This window comes from Rhizobium sp. FKL33 (assembly GCF_005222915.1).
Lineage (GTDB): Bacteria > Pseudomonadota > Alphaproteobacteria > Rhizobiales > Rhizobiaceae > Rhizobium_E.
In genome coordinates, this window is record NZ_STFX01000009.1 from 178793 (window position 1) to 197403 (window position 18611).

18 protein-coding genes are annotated in these 18611 nt (G+C 61.5%); 9 read left to right on the top strand and 9 right to left on the bottom strand.

Annotation, left to right across the window (positions count from 1 at the left end):
- Nucleotides 1–56: 56 nt before the first annotated feature.
- Nucleotides 57–1268 (bottom strand): multidrug effflux MFS transporter, encoded by a 1212-nt coding sequence (locus E8Q41_RS06970; RefSeq protein WP_246660107.1) that lies wholly within the window; start codon nt 1266–1268, stop codon nt 57–59.
- A 115-nt stretch (nt 1269–1383) separates the two neighbouring features.
- Between E8Q41_RS06970 and E8Q41_RS06975 the strand changes: the two genes are divergently transcribed.
- From E8Q41_RS06975 to E8Q41_RS07010, 8 genes are all read left to right on the top strand, one after another.
- Nucleotides 1384–2019, top strand: a complete 636-nt coding sequence (locus tag E8Q41_RS06975; RefSeq protein WP_137154791.1) for a TetR/AcrR family transcriptional regulator — start codon at nt 1384–1386, stop codon at nt 2017–2019.
- A gap of 202 nt (nt 2020–2221) precedes the next feature.
- A complete protein-coding gene (locus E8Q41_RS06980) occupies nt 2222–4648 on the top strand; it encodes an FAD-dependent oxidoreductase (protein WP_137154792.1) in 2427 nt (808 codons plus the stop codon).
- Nucleotides 4649–5054: 406 nt separating this feature from the next.
- Nucleotides 5055–5957 carry a branched-chain amino acid ABC transporter permease LivH gene (locus E8Q41_RS06985; protein WP_137154793.1) on the top strand — a complete coding sequence of 301 codons (903 nt, stop codon included), beginning with the start codon at nt 5055–5057 and terminating at the stop codon, nt 5955–5957.
- Between the two features lie 5 nt (nt 5958–5962).
- Nucleotides 5963–7381 (top strand): high-affinity branched-chain amino acid ABC transporter permease LivM, encoded by a 1419-nt coding sequence (gene livM / locus E8Q41_RS06990; RefSeq protein WP_137154794.1) that lies wholly within the window; start codon nt 5963–5965, stop codon nt 7379–7381.
- A gap of 16 nt (nt 7382–7397) precedes the next feature.
- Nucleotides 7398–8234 (top strand): ABC transporter ATP-binding protein, encoded by an 837-nt coding sequence (locus E8Q41_RS06995; protein WP_246660108.1) that lies wholly within the window; start codon nt 7398–7400, stop codon nt 8232–8234.
- Nucleotides 8234–8959 (top strand): ABC transporter ATP-binding protein, encoded by a 726-nt coding sequence (locus tag E8Q41_RS07000; protein WP_170976391.1) that lies wholly within the window; start codon nt 8234–8236, stop codon nt 8957–8959. Before E8Q41_RS06995 ends, E8Q41_RS07000 begins: the two co-directional genes overlap by 1 nt.
- Nucleotides 8960–9031: 72 nt before the next feature.
- Nucleotides 9032–9385, top strand: coding sequence for a DUF6867 family protein (locus tag E8Q41_RS07005; RefSeq protein WP_137154797.1), 354 nt, complete (start codon nt 9032–9034; stop codon nt 9383–9385).
- A 113-nt stretch (nt 9386–9498) separates the two neighbouring features.
- The gene (locus E8Q41_RS07010; protein ID WP_137154798.1) at nt 9499–10617 is read left to right on the top strand and encodes a branched-chain amino acid ABC transporter substrate-binding protein; all 1119 of its coding nucleotides are present in this window, start codon (nt 9499–9501) and stop codon (nt 10615–10617) included.
- Nucleotides 10618–10765: 148 nt separating this feature from the next.
- Here the strand turns inward: E8Q41_RS07010 and E8Q41_RS07015 are convergent, their stop codons facing one another.
- The 5 genes from E8Q41_RS07015 to E8Q41_RS07035 are packed head-to-tail and all read right to left on the bottom strand — an operon-like array spanning nt 10766 to nt 14697.
- Entirely contained in the window at nt 10766–11758 is a 993-nt protein-coding gene (locus E8Q41_RS07015) for an ABC transporter substrate-binding protein (RefSeq protein WP_137154799.1), read from the bottom strand.
- 22 nt (nt 11759–11780) lie between these two features.
- Nucleotides 11781–12650 (bottom strand): ABC transporter permease, encoded by an 870-nt coding sequence (locus E8Q41_RS07020; RefSeq protein WP_137154800.1) that lies wholly within the window; start codon nt 12648–12650, stop codon nt 11781–11783.
- On the bottom strand, nt 12650–13537 hold the full coding sequence (locus E8Q41_RS07025) for an ABC transporter permease (RefSeq protein WP_137154801.1): 888 nt from the start codon (nt 13535–13537) through the stop codon (nt 12650–12652). Before E8Q41_RS07025 ends, E8Q41_RS07020 begins: the two co-directional genes overlap by 1 nt.
- Nucleotides 13534–13872, bottom strand: coding sequence for a hypothetical protein (locus E8Q41_RS07030; protein ID WP_137154802.1), 339 nt, complete (start codon nt 13870–13872; stop codon nt 13534–13536). The genes E8Q41_RS07025 and E8Q41_RS07030 overlap by 4 nt, the downstream gene beginning before the upstream one ends.
- 33 nt (nt 13873–13905) lie before the next feature.
- Nucleotides 13906–14697, bottom strand: coding sequence for an ABC transporter ATP-binding protein (locus tag E8Q41_RS07035; protein WP_137154803.1), 792 nt, complete (start codon nt 14695–14697; stop codon nt 13906–13908).
- A 73-nt stretch (nt 14698–14770) separates the two neighbouring features.
- Between E8Q41_RS07035 and E8Q41_RS07040 the strand changes: the two genes are divergently transcribed.
- Nucleotides 14771–15184 carry a cupin domain-containing protein gene (locus E8Q41_RS07040; RefSeq protein WP_137154804.1) on the top strand — a complete coding sequence of 138 codons (414 nt, stop codon included), beginning with the start codon at nt 14771–14773 and terminating at the stop codon, nt 15182–15184.
- 78 nt (nt 15185–15262) lie between these two features.
- On the opposite strand, the gene hydA is transcribed toward E8Q41_RS07040, so the two are convergent.
- Genes hydA through E8Q41_RS07055 form a run of 3 tightly spaced genes read right to left on the bottom strand, consistent with a single transcriptional unit; the run spans nt 15263 to nt 18417 of the window.
- On the bottom strand, nt 15263–16720 hold the full coding sequence (gene hydA, locus E8Q41_RS07045) for a dihydropyrimidinase (RefSeq protein ID WP_137154805.1): 1458 nt from the start codon (nt 16718–16720) through the stop codon (nt 15263–15265).
- Complete coding sequence (locus E8Q41_RS07050) at nt 16717–17163, bottom strand: contact-dependent growth inhibition system immunity protein (RefSeq protein ID WP_137154806.1); 447 nt, start codon at nt 17161–17163, stop codon at nt 16717–16719. The genes hydA and E8Q41_RS07050 overlap by 4 nt, the downstream gene beginning before the upstream one ends.
- A gap of 3 nt (nt 17164–17166) precedes the next feature.
- Entirely contained in the window at nt 17167–18417 is a 1251-nt protein-coding gene (locus E8Q41_RS07055; RefSeq protein WP_137154807.1) for a Zn-dependent hydrolase, read from the bottom strand.
- Nucleotides 18418–18611: the final 194 nt, after the last annotated feature.

The window sequence follows — 18611 nt, forward strand, 5'->3', positions numbered from 1 at the left end:
GTCGGACGAGTTCTGCAGTATCAAAGGCCGGCTCTCGCGCCGGTCTTGCTTTTGCTTCATCCCGCTTTTGCGGCTTCAATCTTCGGGGCGCCGCTTTCGCCGAAACTTGTCCAGACGGTCGTCATCCCGGCCAACGCAAAGACGGTGATGGTCAGATAAAGCGGCAGCGGCGTGCCGTCCGCAAAGGCTCCGACGAGAAATGTGCCCAGAGCGCCGGCGCCGAAGCCGAGGGCTCCCATCAGCGCGGCGGCCGTTCCGGCGATGGCGCCATGCGCTTCCATGGCCATGGTGTTGCAAGACGGCATGATGGCGCCGAGCGAAGCGACCATCACGAAAAACAGCGCACAGACCACGGGCAGGCTGTGCAGGCCCGAGACTTGGCTGACGAGCAGCAAGGACGCCGACAGCGCATAGAGCGAGGCTGCGGCTTTCACCACCTTCCGGGGGCCATAGGTCTTGAGGAGGCGAACCGAAACCTGCGCGCCAATGCCGAGGCCGATCGAATTGGCGGCGAAAACGACGGCGTAGGCGAGCGGCGACAGGCCGTAAACATCGATCAGCACAAAGGGCGAGCCGCCGATATAGGCGAAGAAGCCGCCCTGAACCAAGGCCAGCGCCCCCGCATAGGGAATGAAGGCCTTGCTTATGAGCAGATGGCCATACCATTTGGTCGCTTGGGAGAGTTTGGCGCTGGCGCGCAATTCGGCCATCCGCGTTTCGGGAAGCACTGTGGCGACCAGCACGCAGCAATAGACGGCGAAGATCGCCAGAACCGCAAAGATAACCCGCCAGTCGGCGATTTCGAGGATGAGACTGCCGGCCAGCGGCGCAAGGATTGGGGCCACGCCCATCACCAGCACCACGATGCTCATCAGCTTGGCCGCTTCGTGTCCGGTATAGAGATCGCGGATGATGGCGGCGCCGATCACCATGCCGATCGAGCCGCCGAGACCCTGGACGAAGCGCAGCGCGATCAACTGCTCCGCGCTGGCGGCGAACATGCAGCCCAGCGACGCCAGCAGGTAAATGGCGATGGCGACGAAAATCACCGGCTTGCGGCCGACCTTGTCGGAGATCGGTCCATAAAACATCTGGCCGATGGTGAAACCCGCAAAAAAACTCATCACCGTCATTTGCAGATTGGCGCTGGTGGAGCCGAGATCGGCGGCCATGGCCGGCAAGGCGCCGAGATACATGTCCGTGCCCAGCGGGCCGGTCGCGCTCAGCGAGCCCAATACGATGGCGAGCGGCAGCATGGTCTTCTTCAACGTCGGTCTCCGGAGCGGGGCTTGAACATGGGACTTGGAAACGATATCGTTTCCTTTGGGTGGATAGGAAACGAATTCGTTTCCTTTAGTCAAGTGAAATTTCCGTGGAGGACCTATGTCGGAACAGGGGAGGGCGGCGCGCGCGCCGGCCATGCCGGAGGCGGAAAGGGTCAGGTTGATCCTCGAGGCTGCCGAGAGCGTGTTCGCCGTGTCCGGCTATGGCGCAGCGACCATGGAGGAGATCGCCCGCGCCTGCGGCATGGCCAAGAAAACGCTGTATCGCTTCTTTCCCGACAAGGCCTCGGTATTCTCAGCCTTGATCGACACGCATGAAAGTCCGCGCCTGCCGTGGCAAACGGGCGAGGGCGAAGACCAGGACGAGGGCGAGGCGCTGCATCGCCTGCTGATGGACATGGGGCAATACATCCTCACGCCGCGACAGATGCTGCTGACCAGACTGGTCATCGCGGAATCCGCGCAATATCCCGAGCTTGCCGCGCGCTTTCAGGAAGATTGCATCGCACGAACCGAGACCTATCTCGCCGATCGGCTCCGTCATCTCGCCCCGCGGCATGTCGAGCCGGACCTCCTGGCGGAGATGGTCGTTGGCGCGGTCATCGGCTCCGTTCAGATCAAGTCGCTGATTTCCTCGCGGGATCGGAAGGTCGAGATGGAAGAACTTCGCCGGCATGCGCAGGCGACGATGGCTCTGTTGCTTGGCCCTCTGCTCGCCGCACAACCGGCGGCCTGACGCATTTTGGCGCAAATAGACAAATTGTTTTCGCCTGAGCGACAAGAAATGCGCATCTTCGGAAATAGTGTTTTGACTGTGAACTGAAGGCGGTTCCGGGCGTTGGCCGGCGGGTGACGCAGAAATGGAAAGCCTTTTCCAATCAATCGGTTATCTATAGCCGGGAGAGCGTGTCCGCTCTTTCCGGGAGCGGAGCTATGCCATGAAGAGCCATGCCAGGGTCGTCGTAATCGGCGGCGGCGTCGTCGGATGTTCGGTCCTCTATCACCTCACCAAATTCGGCTGGACCGATGTCGTCCTGCTGGAGCGGTCCGAACTGACCTCCGGCTCGACCTGGCACGCCGCCGGCGGCATGCACACGATCAATGGCGATCCGAACGTCGCCAAGCTGCAGAAATACACGGTCGAGCTCTATAAGGAGATTGAGGAATATTCCGGCCAGGACGTCGGCCTGCATATGACCTCGGGCCTGATGCTGGCCGCCACCAAGGACCGCTTCGACTGGCTGAAGACGATCCAGGCCAAGGGTCGTTACGGCGGGCTGGACACCGAACTCTTGACGCCGCGCGAAGCGATGGAATTCATGCCGCTGATGGATCCCGACCAGTTCGTCGGCGCTCTCTACGACCCGGTCGAGGGCCATCTCGACCCCTATGGCACTACGCATGCCTACGCCAAGTCGGCCAAGAAGAATGGCGCCGAGATCTATCTGCACACCAAGGTCGAGGATCTCGTGCAGCGCGAGGACGGCGCCTGGCGCGTGATCACCGACAAGGGCGAGATCATCGCCGAACATGTCGTCAACGCCGCCGGTCTCTGGGCGCGTGAAGTCGGCCGCATGGTGGGCCTCGAACTGCCCGTGCTCGCCATGGAGCATATGTATCTCATCACCGAAGACATGCCGGAAGTCGCCGAGTTCAACGCCGCCACCGGCAAGGAAATCGTCCATTGCGTCGATTTCGACGGCGAGATCTATATCCGCCAGGAGCGCGGCGGCATGCTGATGGGCACCTATGAGAAGGACTGCCGTCCGTGGTCGCCGATCACCACGCCGTGGAATTTCGGCCATGAACTGCTGGGCGAAGATCTCGACCGCATCACCGGAGAATTGGAAGTCGGCTTCCGCCACTTCCCGGCCTTCAACAATGCCGGCATCCGCAAGGTCATCAACGGGCCCTTCACCTTCTCGCCGGACGCCAATCCGCTGGTCGGCCCGATCCGCGGCCTCAAGAATTTCTGGTCGGCCTGCGCCGTCATGGCCGGCTTCAGCCAGGGCGGCGGCGTCGGCCTCGCGCTGGCCAACTGGATTATGAACGGCGATCCCGGCTTCGACGTCTTTGCGATGGACGTGTCGCGCTATGGCGACTACGCCACGATGGCCTATACCAACGCCAAGGTGCGCGAAGGCTATTCCCGCCGCTTCTCGATCCGCTTCCCCAATGAGGAGCTGCCGGCCGGTCGCCCCCTGCAGACCACGCCGATCTACGACCGGCTCACGGGCATGGGCGCGGTGTTCGGTCAGTATTACGGCCTCGAACAGCCGCTATGGTTCGCGCCCGCGGGCGTCGAGGACACGTTCTCCTGGCGCCGCTCGACCGATTTCGAGCATGTCGCCCGCGAAGTGAAGACCGTGCGCGAGAGCGTCGGCATGATGGAGACATCGGGCTTCGCCAAATACAAGATCACCGGCAAGGGCGCCCGCGCCTATCTCGACCGTCTGCTCGCCTGCCGCATCCCGGCGCTCGGCAAGATGACGCTCGCGCCGATGCTGAAGCATGACGGCAAGCTGATCGGCGACTTCACGCTGGCGACGATGGGCGAGGACGACTTCCTGCTGATCGGCTCCGGCGTCGCCGAGAACTATCACATGCGCTGGTTCGAGAGCCATCTGCCCGAGGACGGTTCGGTGCGTTTCGAAGCGATCGGCCTCGGCCTCGCGGGCCTAGCCATCGCAGGACCGAAGTCGCGCGAACTCATCGCCAAGCTCACCCATCTCGACATGTCCACTGACGCCTTCCCGTTCATGGCGATCCGCAAGATGGATATCGGCATGGCGCCGGCCATTGTCGGCCGCGTCTCCTATACCGGCGACCTCGGCTACGAGATCTGGATGAAACCCGAATATCAGCGCTATATCTTCGAGAAGATCCTCGAAGCCGGCGAGGAATTCGGCATCGGCCTGTTCGGGCTGCGCGCGCTCAATTCGCTCCGGCTTGAGAAGGCCTATGGCAGCTGGTCGCGTGAATACCGTCCGCTCTACGGTCCTTACGAAGCCGAACTCGGCCGCTTCATCGCGCTCAAGAAGGACGTGGACTTCATCGGCAAGGCTGCGGCCGCCAGGGAGAAGGAAGAGGGCGGGACGCTCCGTCTGCGCACTTTCATCATCGAGGCTAAGGACGCCGACGTCGTTGGAGACGAGCCGATCTGGCACAAGGGGGAGGTCAAGGGCTGGGTCACCTCCGGCGGCTATGCGCATGGCCCGGGCCTGTCGGTCGCGGTCGGTTACGTTCCGAAGGAGATCGCCGACGACGCCGACGGATGGCAGATCGAACTGCTCGGCGACATGCTGCCGGCAAGGCTTCAGGCCGTTGCTCTCTTCGACGCCGACGGCGCGATCATGCGCGGCTGAGGCGGCGCTCCATCCTGAAACGAATTGTCCCGTTTTATCGCCCGGCGACCATCTCCGCCGGGCGATTCGTATTTCGATCGGCGTCGCTGCGCTGAGCGCAACCTTGAATTTTGTTAAATTCGGCTGACCCTTGCGCTTTTTTACACGTCGACGGCGAAAATGCCGGTGAAGAGGCTGGAATGCGGCGCTTACTACGGTTGCAAAATGCGCCTAAAAAAACCTCAATATGCATAAATTGTGGTCAAATTCCGAATTTGAACCCGCGAGCTGCTGAAAACCGCACTTTGAGTCTTCACATTTCAAGCGAAAACGCTATGGGTTTTTGGAAAGGCCGTTCCACTCGCGGCCTTTCCTAAGAACAGAAGCAGCAGCGCTCCAACGACTGCATGCAGGGGAAAAGAGACGGATGGAATATTTTATCCAGCAGCTCCTAAACGGGCTGACGCTTGGCTCTATCTATGGCCTCATCGCCATCGGCTACACCATGGTTTACGGCATTATCGGCATGGTCAATTTTGCCCATGGCGATATCTTCATGCTCGGCGGCTTCGTCGCGCTGATCGTGTTCCTGGTGTTGACCGGCGCGATCGCCGGCGTGCCGGTGGCTGTGGCCCTTCTCATCATGATCATCGTGGCCATGGCGGTCACCAGCCTGTGGAACTGGACGATCGAAAAGATCGCCTATCGTCCGCTGCGCGGCTCGTTCCGGCTTGCGCCGCTGATCACCGCGATCGGCATGTCGATCCTGATCTCGAACTTCGTTCAGGTCACCCAGGGCCCGCGCAACAAGGCGATCCCGGGCATGATCACCGATGTCTACACATTCGGCGGCGTGTCGCTGTCGCTCAAGCAGATCGTCATCGTCATACTGACTGCGGTGCTGTTGACCGGCTTCTGGTATCTGGTCAATCACACTGCGCTCGGCCGCGCCCAGCGCGCCACCGAGCAAGACCGCAAGATGGCCGCTCTGCTCGGCATCAATGTCGACCGGACCATTTCGATCACCTTCGTGATGGGCGCGGCGCTCGCTGCGGTCGCCGGCGCGATGTATCTGATGTATTACGGCGTCATCTCCTTCGCCGACGGCTTCATTCCGGGGGTCAAGGCTTTCACGGCCGCGGTTCTCGGCGGCATCGGCTCGCTTCCGGGCGCGGTGCTGGGCGGATTGCTGATCGGTCTCATCGAATCCCTGTGGTCGGCCTATTTCAGCATCGACTACAAGGACGTTGCGACCTTCTCGATCCTCGCCATCGTGCTGATCTTCAAGCCGTCTGGCCTGATGGGTCGTCCTGAAGTCGAAAAGGTCTGACATCCATGCAAAATCAATCAGCAAACAATCAGGCGGCCGGAGCATCTCTGACTGCCCGAGCCCTGCGCGAATCCATTTTCGCCGGCGTGGTGGCTTTCGGCCTCTTCCTGCTGTTCATCGGGCTCGAATCCACCCAGAATATCCACAACGAACTGATCATCGTCACCCATTGGGTGAAGCTCGCCTTCACCGTGGGGCTGGTGATGGTGGTCCGGTTCGCGATGATCACCGTGATCAATCCCTGGCTTGCCGCCAAAAAGGCCGCCAAGGACGCTGCGCCGGCCTATGTCGAGGGCGATCCGGTCTCCGGCCCCGTGGCTGCCTGGAAATTTTTCGTCAATAACTTCAGCAAGATCGGCCTCGCCTTCCTGCTGATCTATCCGGCTCTCTGCGTCGGCATCTTCGGTCTGCAGGGCTCGCTGAAGTGGGTCGACAACTTCGGCATCCAGATTCTGATCTATGTGATGCTCGGCTGGGGCCTCAATATCGTCGTCGGTCTCGCCGGTCTGCTCGATCTGGGCTATGTGGCCTTCTATGCTGTCGGCGCATACTCCTATGCGCTGCTGTCGCAGCATTTCGGCTTCTCCTTCTGGATCCTGCTGCCGCTGGCCGGTATTCTCGCCGCATTCTGGGGCGTCATTCTCGGCTTCCCGGTCTTGCGTCTCAAGGGCGATTACCTCGCCATCGTGACGCTGGCCTTCGGGGAAATCATCCGACTGGTGCTGATCAACTGGAAGGAAGTCACCAACGGTTCCGCCGGCATTTCCGGCATTCCCAAAGCGTCGATCTTCGGCATCTGGTCCTTCGACGTCGGCGCGGCGAACAACTTCGCCAAGTCCTTCGCGCTGCCGATGTCCTCCGTCTATTACAAGATCTTCCTATTCTATCTCATCCTGGCGCTTTGCCTGCTCACCGCCTATGTGACGATCCGCCTGCGCCGCATGCCGATCGGTCGCGCCTGGGAAGCGTTGCGCGAAGATGAAATCGCCTGCCGCTCGCTCGGCATCAACACCACCAACACCAAGCTGACGGCCTTCGCCATCGGCGCGATGTTCGGCGGCTTCGCCGGCTCCTTCTTCGCCGTGCGTCAGGGCTTCGTGTCGCCCGAATCCTTCGTCTTCCTGGAATCGGCGATCATTCTCGCGATCGTTGTTCTCGGCGGCATGGGTTCGCTGGTCGGCATCGCGGTCGCCGCAGTCGCGATGGTGGGCGGCACCGAACTCCTGCGCAACATGGAGTTCCTGAAGCTGGTGTTCGGCCCCGACTTCACCCCGGAACTCTATCGCATGCTGATTTTCGGCCTAGCGATGGTGGTGATCATGGTGTGGAAGCCGCGCGGCTTCGTGGGCAGCCGCGAACCGACCGCCTTCCTGTTCGAGCGCAAGAATGTCTCGGGCAGTTTCACCAAGGAAGGCCATGGCTGAGGCGGGAGCGATGACAATGGAAAAGACACCCCTGCTCGAAGTCGAGCATCTCTCAATGAAGTTCGGCGGCCTGATGGCCATCAACGACCTGTCGTTCAACTGCTATGAAGGCGAGATCACCGCGTTGATCGGCCCCAACGGCGCCGGCAAGACCACCGTGTTCAACTGCATCACCGGCTTCTACAAGCCGACGATGGGGATGATCCGGCTCAATCACGGCCAGGAGAAGACCTACCAGCTCGAGCAGATGCCGGATTTCCGCATCACCGCGAAAGCCAAGGTCGCCCGCACTTTCCAGAACATCCGGCTCTTCTCGGGTCTGACGGTTCTCGAGAACCTGCTGGTCGCGCAGCACAACAAGCTGATGAAGGCCTCGGGCTTCACGATCCTCGGCCTTCTGGGCCTCGGCGGCTACAAGGAAGCCTCCAAGGAATCGATCGAACTCGCCCGCTACTGGCTGGACAAGGCCGATCTGACCGAGCGCGCCGACGACCCCGCCGGGGATTTGCCCTATGGCGCGCAGCGCCGGCTGGAGATCGCCCGCGCCATGTGCACGGGTCCCAAGCTTCTTTGCCTGGACGAGCCGGCCGCCGGTCTCAACCCGAAGGAGTCGCTAGCGCTGAATACGCTCTTGCGCTCCATCCGTAAGGAAAGCGCGACATCGATCCTGCTCATCGAGCATGACATGTCGGTGGTCATGGAAATCTCCGACCATGTCGTGGTGCTCGAATATGGCCGCAAGATTTCCGACGGCACGCCTGCGCATGTGAAATCCGATCCCAAGGTCATCGCCGCCTATCTCGGCGTCGACGACGAAGAAGAAGCCGCCAAAATCGCAGGAGGCGTTGTCTGATGTCCCAGCCTCTTCTCCAGGTCGAGAATGTCGAGACCTATTACGGAAATATCCGCGCGCTCGGCGGCGTCACCGTCACGGCGAATCCCGGCGAAATCGTCACGCTGATCGGCGCCAACGGCGCCGGCAAGTCGACGCTGATGATGACGATCTGCGGCAGCCCGCAGGCCCGCAGCGGTCGGGTGATTTTCGACGGTCGCGACATCACCCGCATGCAGACCCACGAAATCGCCCGGCTGCGCATCGCGCAGTCGCCCGAAGGTCGCCGCATCTTCCCGCGGATGACCGTGTTCGAAAATCTGCAGATGGGCGCGTCGCTCGACAATCAGAAGTATTTCGATGATGACGTGAAGCGGATCTTCGCGCTTTTCCCGCGCCTCGAAGAGCGTCAGCATCAGCGCGGCGGCACGCTTTCGGGCGGCGAGCAGCAGATGCTGTCCATAGGACGCGCGCTGATGGCGCGACCGAAGCTCCTGCTTCTCGACGAGCCGTCGCTCGGTCTTGCGCCGCTGATCTCCAAGCAGATCTTCGAGGCGATCGGCAAGCTCAACAAGACCGAAGGCCTCACCGTCTTCCTCGTCGAGCAGAACGCCTTTGCCGCGCTTCGCCTCGCCCATCGCGGTTATGTGATGGTCAACGGGCTGGTGACGATGAGCGGTTCCGGCCAGGAACTTCTCGCCAATCCAGAAGTGCGCGCAGCCTATCTTGAAGGCGGTCATCATTAAGTAGAACAGGGCGGAGAGCATCTTGCGCGCCGCGCGCAATCGGATACTCTCACGCTCGAGGGAGCTTTGAAAATGCAAGGTATTCTCTACGAAGAACCGATCATCTGGGAGTTCTTCCTGGTGACCATTCTGATCGGCGGCTGGACCGCCTGGCGCACCGGCAAGGGCGTTGCCGATAATTGGGGCGGCATCTGGCCTCATGTCGTGATCTACACGTTGTTGCTCGGCGTCGGCGTTCGCTTCATCCATCATGCGCTGTATGACGGCACCATGTTCACGCTGCAATATTACGTGGTGGACACGGTCTATCTGATGGTGGTGGCGATCCTCGGTTTTCGCCACACCCGCGCCGGACAGATGGCGACGAAATACTACTGGCTCTACGAGAAATCCGGTCCGTTCGGCTGGAAGAAAAAGAGCGTTTGACAAGTTTCCATTCGCTGTGAACACATAGCGGATCGGGGAAAACAACCCTTGGCGCGATAGGCGGGCGACGGGGGCAAACAGGAACCAACCGCCTCAAATATTGGGAGTTAAAGATGAAGAAGATGCTTCTCTCCGCCGTGGCCCTGACGGCCATGGTGGCCTTCGGCGGCAACGCCTGGGCCGATCTGCTGATCGGCGTGGCCGGACCGCTCACCGGACCGAACGCCGCTTTCGGCGCACAGCTCCAGAAGGGCGCCGAGCAGGCGGCTGCCGACATCAATGCGGCCGGCGGCATCAACGGCGAGCAGGTCAAGATCGTGCTCGGCGACGACGTCTCCGACCCGAAGCAGGGTATTTCCGTCGCCAACAAGTTCGTCGGTGACGGCGTGAAGTTCGTAATCGGCCACTTCAACTCGGGCGTTTCCATCCCGGCTTCCGAAGTTTACGCCGAAAACGGCATCATGCAGATCACCCCCGCTTCCACCAACCCGAAGTTCACCGAGCGCGGCCTGTGGAACACCTTCCGCACCTGCGGCCGTGACGACCAGCAGGGCGCTGTGGCCGGCAAATACATCTCCGACCACTTCAAGGACGCCAAGGTCGCCGTCGTGCACGACAAGACCCCGTACGGCCAGGGCCTTGCGGACGAAACCAAGAAAGCCATGAACGGCCTCGGCATCACCGAAGTTCTCTACGAAGGCATCACGCCCGGCGAAAAGGACTACTCGGCCCTCATCGCAAAGATGAAGGAAGCCGGCGTTTCCGTCGTCTACTTCGGCGGTCTGCACACCGAAGCCGGCCTCATCCTTCGCCAGATGGCCGACCAGGGCCTGAAGGCAACCATGATGTCGGGCGACGGCATCACCTCCAACGAACTGGCTTCGATCGCCGGCGACGCCGTCAACGGCACGCTGATGACCTTCCCGCCGGATCCGCGCAACAACCCGAACGCTGCTGAGGCCGTCAAGAAGTTCCGCGACGCCGGTTTCGAGCCCGAAGCCTACACGCTGTACTCCTATGCTGCTCTGCAGATCATTGCAGAAGCCGCTAAGGCTGCCGGCAACAACGACCCGCAGACGGTCGCTGAAACCGCCAAGGCCAAGGGTCCGTTCAAGACCGTCATCGGCGACATCGGTTTCGACTCCAAGGGCGACATCACCCGTCCGGACTACACGATGTACACCTGGCAGAAGGGCGCCGACGGCAAGTACACCTACCTCGAAAACAAGTAAGCTTCGGCTTCACGTTTTCAGACCATCAGACCCGGGGCTCCTGCTCCGGGTTTTTTCGTATTCGAATCGGGGATTGTCGTCCGGAACGCCGGCCAACAAAAAAAGGCGCCGTGTCCGGCGCCTTTCGGTATGTGTCAGACGGATTAACTTACTTCAGCGCTTCGTTGGTGATGTCGAGCGTGTAGGCGCCTTCCGGCTTCTTGGTAATCACCGGGTCCGAGCCGCCGGCGAGCAGGGTGGCGACGGTGCGCTCGTAGTCGGCCGGATCGAGGGCGCCATTGGAGCCGGCGGTCAGCTTGGCGACTTCCGACATCATGGTCTTCTGGTGCTGCTCGGTCTGGGCGCCCGAGGCGTCGTTTTCGAGCACGATGTCGGCGGCTTCATCCGGATGCTCTTCGGCGTATTTCCAGCCCTTCATCGAGGCGCGGACGAACTTGACCATCTTGGCTTTGAAAGCCTCGTCCTTCAGCTTGTCTTCCAGCACATAGAGGCCGTCTTCGAGGGTCGAGACGCCCTGGTCTTCATACTTGAAGGTGATGAGGTCGTCGGCCTTCACGCCTGCTTCGAGGATCTGGTGATACTCGTTATAGGTCATGGTGGAGATGCACTGGGCCTGCTTCTGCAAGAGCGGGTCGACGTTGAAGCCCTGCTTCAGGACGGTGATGCCTTCCGGGCCGCCGTCGGTCTTGATGCCGAGCTTGCCCATCCAGGTGAGGAAGGGATATTCGTTGCCGTAGAACCAGACGCCGATGGTCTTGCCCTTGAAGTCGGCCGGGGTCTTGATGCCGGAATCCTTGGAGCAGGTCAGCATCAGGCCGGAATGCTTGAAGGGCTGGGCGATGTTGACGAGGGCCACGCCTTTTTCGCGAGTGGCGAGAGCCGACGGCATCCAGTCGACGACCACATCGGCGCCGCCGCCTGCGATCACCTGAGCGGGAGCGATATCGGGACCGCCCGGCTTGATGTCGACATCGAGATCTTCTTCCTTGTAGAAGCCCTTGTCCTTGGCCACGTAATAGCCGGCAAACTGGGCCTGCGTCACCCATTTCAGCTGCAGCGTCACCTTGTCGGCGGCCTGGGCCGAAAGCGCGCCAAGCGTGAGCGCGCTCGCGGTCATCAGAAGTGCAATCGTCTTTTTCATGGTGTTTTGTTCCCTCTTTATATTACGCCTGCCCACCACGGACAGACGGATGCCAGAATGTGACCCGCCGCTCGAAAAAGGCGACGAGACCATAAAACAGTGAGCCGACCAGCGCCGCAACGGCAATCTCGGCCCAGACCATGTCGATATTCATACGCCCGACTTCGGTCGAAATGCGGAAGCCCATGCCGACGATCGGCGTGCCGAAGAACTCCGCCACGATGGCCCCGATCAGCGCCAGCGTCGAATTGATCTTCAGCGCATTGAAGATGAACGGCCAGGCGGCGGGCAGGCGCAACTTCAGCAGCGTGTTGCGCCAGTCGGCGGCATAGGTGTGCATCAGGTCGCGTTCGATCGACGAGGACGCCTTCAACCCGGCCAGCGTGTTGATCAGCATCGGGAAGAAGGTCATGATCACCACAACCGCCGCCTTGGATTGCCAGTCGAAGCCGAACCACATGACCATGATCGGGGCGACGCCGACGATCGGAAGCGCCGAGACGAAATTGCCGAGCGGCAGGAAGCCGCGTTCCAGGAAGGGCGAGCGGTCGATCAGGATCGCAGCCAGGAAGCCCAGGCCGCAGCCCATGACATAGCCCGCCAGCACGGCCTTGAAGAAGGTCTGCTGCACATCCGCCCAGAGGATCGGCAGGGAGGAGATCAGCCGCGCCCAGATCATCGAGGGCGGCGGCAGAAGCACCGGGGGCACGTTGAAGCCGCGCGTGAGGCATTCCCACAGCACCAGGAGCGTGATCCCGAACAGCGCCGGCACCGAGAGATTGGCGGCGCGCGACAGGGCCGGGCTCGAGAACGTCTGTTTCGTGAGCCAGGCGTTGAACGCCCAGGCGGCGATCCAGAAAACGATACCGAAGACAACGAGCGACAGGTTCATCAGCGCGCGCCCTCCGGTTTTGCGCCCATAGCTTTCATCGTCAGTTTCTCCAACACTCCCACCAGAGCCACGAGGCCGGCGGCGACGGCTGAGGCCATGAACAGCGCGGCCCAGATCTGCGCCGTCTGGCCGTAATAGGAGCCGGACAGCAGCCGCGCGCCGAGACCTTCGACCGCGCCGGTCGGCAGTTCGCCGACGATGGCGCCCACGAGAGCGGCGGCGATCGCCACTTTCAGCGAGGCGAAGAGATAGGGCACCGAGGCCGGCCAGCGCAGCTTGACGAGCGTCTGCGCGGTGCTGGCGTTATAGGTGTGCATCAGGTCGAGCTGGATCTGCTCGGGCGAACGCAGGCCTTTGACCATGCCGACGACGACGGGGAAGAAGCTGAGATAGGTGGAGATCAGCGCTTTCGGCAAGAGGCCGGAAATGCCGACGGCATTGAGTACGACGATGATCATCGGCGCGATCGCCAGCACCGGAATGGTCTGGCTGGCGATCACCCAGGGCATCAGCGAGCGATCCATGGCGCGATTGTGAACGATGCCGACGGCCAGCGCCACGCCGAGCGCGGTTCCCATGCCGAAGCCGGCCAACGTCGCCGAAATGGTGATCCAGGCGTGATAGACGAGGCTGCGCTTGGAGGTCGGCTTCATTTCGAAGGTGGTCTTCCACCATTCCGCCAGCACCTGGTGCGGGGAGGGGAGAACAGGTCGTTCCTGCGTGAAGGTTTTCGCGACCAGTTCGGAGAAGCCGATCTCGGTTCCGGCGCTGGCGGCCTGGCTGCGTTCGAAAGGCGCGTTCAGCACCACCACGAAGACGAGCCAGAGTGCGATCAGCGCGGCGACCACGGTCAGCACGGGAAAAACTTTGTCGCGCAGCCAGATCATGGCGTCACCGCCTTTGTCGGCCACATCATCAGCGTCATGGCTACAAGGCCGAGCGCCAGGCCCGCGGTCTGCACGCCGGTCAGGCGTTCGTTGAAGACCAGGAAGGCGATGATATTGGCGAGGATCAGCTGCGCGATCGCCGAGATCGACACGGCGAGCCCCAGCCCGCCCTCGCGCATCAGCCGGAGCATGATCAGGTTGCCGATGATGTAGAGGCTCATCGACAGGAGAACCCACAGCCAGTTTGTCGTCGCTACATAGGTGCGCGAGGCGGTGACCGCGCCGACGAAGATCACCGCGGAAATGGCGAGCCAGAGGATAAAGCCCGTTTTCATCGGCTGGTCCTCCGTCCAGAGGTCGCACAGCAACTATTCGTCATAGGAATGCCCCGCACGCAGGCCTTCGCGGACGCGATGGGCGATTTCGAGGAATTCCGGCGTCTCACGAATGTCGAGCGGACGTTCCCGGGGAAGCGTGGATTCGATGACGTCGGTCACACGGCCGGGGCGCGGGCTCATCACCACGATCTTGGTGGAGAGATAGACGGCTTCCGGAATGGAATGGGTGACGAAGCAGATCGTCTTGTTGGTGCGGTCCCAGAGCTTCAGGAGCTGTTCGTTGAGATGGTCGCGCACGATCTCGTCGAGCGCGCCGAAGGGCTCGTCCATCAGCAGGAGATCTGCGTCGAAGGCCAGCGCGCGGGCGATCGAAGCGCGCTGCTGCATGCCGCCCGAGAGCTGCCAGGGATATTTCTTGCCGAAGCCCGAGAGATTGACGAGATCGAGCGTGCGTTCGATGCGTTGCTTCTGCTCCGATTTGGCGTAGCCCATGATTTCAAGCGGCAGGGCGATATTCTCTTCGATGGTCCGCCAGGGATAGAGCGCTGCGGCCTGGAACACATAGCCGTAAGCCCTGCTCTTGCGGGCGTTTTCAGGCGTCATGCCGTTGATGAGGATTGAGCCTGATGTCGGCTTTTCGAGATCGGCGATCACGCGCAGGAATGTCGTCTTGCCGCAACCCGAAGGCCCGATGAAGGAGACGAAATCGCCCTTGTTCACGTCGAGATTGACGCCGGTCAGCGCGGTCACGGGCCCGTCATTGGTCGGAAAGACCAGGCCGAGGTCGCGCGCCGTCACCACAGGTGTTTTAGAAGTGGACATGTTCACCCAGTATCATGATTATTCTCCCCTGGCGGTTGATCCGCCTTGTCTTGGTTCGATGGAGTTTCGGATTATGTCATCATCCCCCGCGCCCGATTGCAAGCTGATCCGCCCCGCCGTCCCCTATGACGGCAAGCAGGGCTTTTCCTATCTCGAGGGTATTTCCAAGGAGTCGGCGGGCGCGCAGGGCATCGCGATGATGCTCTTGACCGTGCCGCCGGGCGGCCGCGCCAAGGCCCATATGCATGAAGGCCATGAGACGGCGATCTTCGTGCTGTCCGGCGAAGTCGAATGCTTCTACGGCCCCAATCTCGAACACCGCGTCATCACCAAGGCCGGCGACATGTTCTACATCCCCGCCGGCATGCCGCATCTGCCGGTCAACCGGTCCAAGACGGAAAGCTGCTCGGCGGTCATTGCGCGGACGGACCCCAATGAGCAGGAGAGCGTGGTGTTGTTGCCGGAGTTGGAGAGGTTGGCGGATTAAGAGCGCACGCCGCCCATTCTCCCCCCTTGTGGGGGAGATGGCGCCGCCGATCTTCGCCAAGCCCAACAGCATTGCGTCTTACACCCCCGTCGCGGGAATGCCCGTACGCTCCACCTTGCGCGGCGCAACCAGCTCTTTCCAGGTCGACAGCGCCTTGTTCACCGCCGTGAAGGGTTCGCGTTTGACGAACTGGCCGTGGCCCTCGCGGGTCTTCACGGTCGCTTCCTCGATCGCCACTTCGCCGCGCGTCAGGGTGAAGCGCGGCAGGCCGGTGACTTGCTTGCCTTCGAAGACATTGTAGTCGATGGCCGATTGCTGGGTCTGGGCCGAAATGACCTTGGAGCGCTTGGGGTCCCAGACGACGATGTCGGCGTCGGCGCCAACCAGGATTGCGCCCTTCTTCGGATAGATGTTGAGGATCTTGGCGATGTTGGTCGAGGTCACCGCCACAAATTCGTTCATGGTCAGGCGGCCGGTGGCGACGCCGTGGGTCCAGAGCATCGGCAGGCGGTCTTCAAGGCCGCCGGTGCCGTTCGGTATCTTGGCGAAATTGCCGACGCCGAAGCGCTTCTGCTCGGTTGTGAAGGCGCAGTGGTCGGTGGCGACGCAGGACAGCGAGCCGGACTGCAGGCCGGCCCAGAGGCTGTCCTGATGCGCCTTGGAGCGGAAGGGCGGGCTCATCACGCGGCGGGCGGCGTGGTCCCAATCCTTGTCGAAATATTCGCTCTCGTCGAGCGTCAGATGCTGGATCAGCGGCTCGCCATAGACGCGCATGCCCTTCTGCCGGGCGCGGCGGATGGCTTCATGCGCCTGTTCGCAGGAGGTGTGCACGACATAGAGCGGCACGCCGGCCATGTCGGCCAGCATGATGGCGCGGTTGGTCGCTTCGCCTTCGACCTCGGGCGGGCGGGAATAGGCATGCGCCTCGGGACCGTTATTGCCTTCGGCGAGCAGCTTGGCGGTCATGGAGGCGACGACGTCGCCGTTTTCGGCATGCACCAGCGGCAGCGCGCCGAGTTCGGCGCAGCGCTGGAAGGAGGCGAACATCTCGTCGTCATTCACCATCAGCGCGCCCTTGTAGGCCATGAAATGCTTGAAGGTGTTGATGCCCTTGTCCTGGACGATCGTCTTCATCTCGTCGAAGATGCGCTCGTTCCAGCCGGTGATCGCCATATGGAAGGAATAATCGGCATTGGCCCGCGAGGTCTTGTTGTCCCACATCGTCAGGGCTTCGAGCAGCGACTGATCCGGTGCCGGCAGGCAGAAATCCACCACCATGGTCGTGCCGCCGGCAAGGCCTGCGCGCGTGCCGCTTTCGAAATCATCGGCGGAATAGGTGCCCATGAACGGCATTTCGAGATGCACATGCGGATCGATGCCGCCGGGCATGACGTAGCAACCCGTCGCGTCGAGAGTCTTGTCGCCCGAAAGGTTCTGGCCGATCTCAATGATCACGCCGCCCTCGATCTTGACGTCGGCCTTGTAGGTCAGGTCGGCGGTGACGATCGTGCCGTTCTTGATGACTGTGGTGGTCATGATGCTCTTCCCTTGGATTTGGTTTTTCTGCGTTTTTGACCAGCTTGCGCAATATCCATGATCAGGAAGTCATCGATCCGCGCGTTGATGTTTTTGTCGTTCGTCTTCAGGTTTGCGAGCAGATCCCGCAGCCGTTGATGGTCCGACCTAGATTCTCTCCAATGTTCGACCTTGACGCCCAGGCAAGCGGCAAGAAGATCTCCGTCGTAGTGGCCCGCGCTGACAAGCGGCGTCTGCCTGAGAATGTCGATGGCCATGGGCACAGAGTATTCGAGCGCAATCTCCTGGCTGACGAGCAGTCTGATTTCATGAGCATCGACAAGGGCAATGGGTTTGCTTTGAGCGCGGCAAATTCTTTCGACCATCGGTGTCGGGAATGGGCCAGTTTCATCCGGCCGGCCCATATGCCAGTTGATGCTGCGGTCAGACCGGACGTCGGTCATCCCTCACTCCACAATCCCCGCCGTCTCCACGACCGCGCGCAGCAGCACATCGGCGCCGGCGGCGGCCCAGTCCTTGGAGATTTCCTCGGCTTCGTTATGGCTGAGGCCGTCGACGCAGGGGCAGAAGATCATCGTGGCGGGCGCGACCTTGGCGGCCCAGCAGGCGTCGTGGCCGGCGCCGGAGATGATGTCCATATGGCTGTAGCCGAGATCTTCCGCCGCCTTGCGCACCGAGGCGACCAGTGTCGGATCAAAGGTGACGGGATCGAAATGGCCGACTGCCTCGACCGAATAGCCGACGCCGAGGGCTGCGCAGATCTCGGCGGCTTCCTTCTCGATCCGGGCGCGCATGCCGTCGAGCTTGGTCTGGTCTGGCGAGCGGATGTCGACGGTGAAGATCACCGTGCCCGGCAGCACATTGCGGGAATTGGGCGAGAACTTGACCTGACCGACGCCGCCTACGCAGCCCGGCTGGTTATCCATCGCCACCGTCTGGACCATTTCCATGATCCGGGCCATGGCGAGGCCGGCATTGACGCGATGGCTCATCGGAGTCGAGCCGGTATGGGCCTCCTTGCCGGTCAGCGTGAATTCCAGCCACCACAGACCCTGGCAATGGGTGACGACGCCGATCTGCTTGTTTTCGGCCTCGAGAAGCGGGCCTTGTTCGATATGATATTCGAAATAGGCGTGCATCTTGCGCGCGCCGACCTCTTCCTCGCCCAGCCAGCCGATACGCTTGAGCTCGTCGCCATAGGTCAGGCCGTCGAGATCCTTGCGGCCATAGGCATGCTCCAGCGTATGGACGCCGGCGAACACGCCGGAAGCGAGCATGGCGGGCGCAAAGCGGGCGCCTTCCTCATTGGCCCAGTTGGTCACGACGATGGGGTGCTTCGTCTTGATGCCGAGATCGTTCATGGACCTGACGACTTCGAGGCCGGCGAGCACGCCGAGCACGCCGTCATATTTGCCGCCGGTCGGCTGGGTGTCGAGATGGCTGCCGACATAGACGGGCAGGGCGTCGGGATCGGTTCCCGGCCGCGTCATGAACATCGTGCCCATCTTGTCGACGCCCATGGTGAGGCCCGCTTCATCGCACCAGCGCTTGAAGAGATGGCGGCCTTCGCCGTCTTCATCCGTCAAGGTCTGGCGATTGTTGCCGCCGGACACGCCGGGGCCGATCTTGGCCATTTCCATCAGCGAATCCCACAGGCGGTCGCCGTTGATGCGCATGTTTTCGCCGGGTGCAGTCACGATTATTCTCCCTCGCGGCCTGAAGGCCTCATTCTCGCGGGCGGTGTTCCGCTCCGTATTGTTCCCGTGGTCAGTCTGGCGTGTGTTTTTCTTGTTCGCCATTATTGAACAGTTGCGTGAAGTTGCCTTTTGTTCAATAATTTGACCGTTTGGTAAACATTACAACTTCCAGCGCTTCGCTCAAGCCGAAAAAC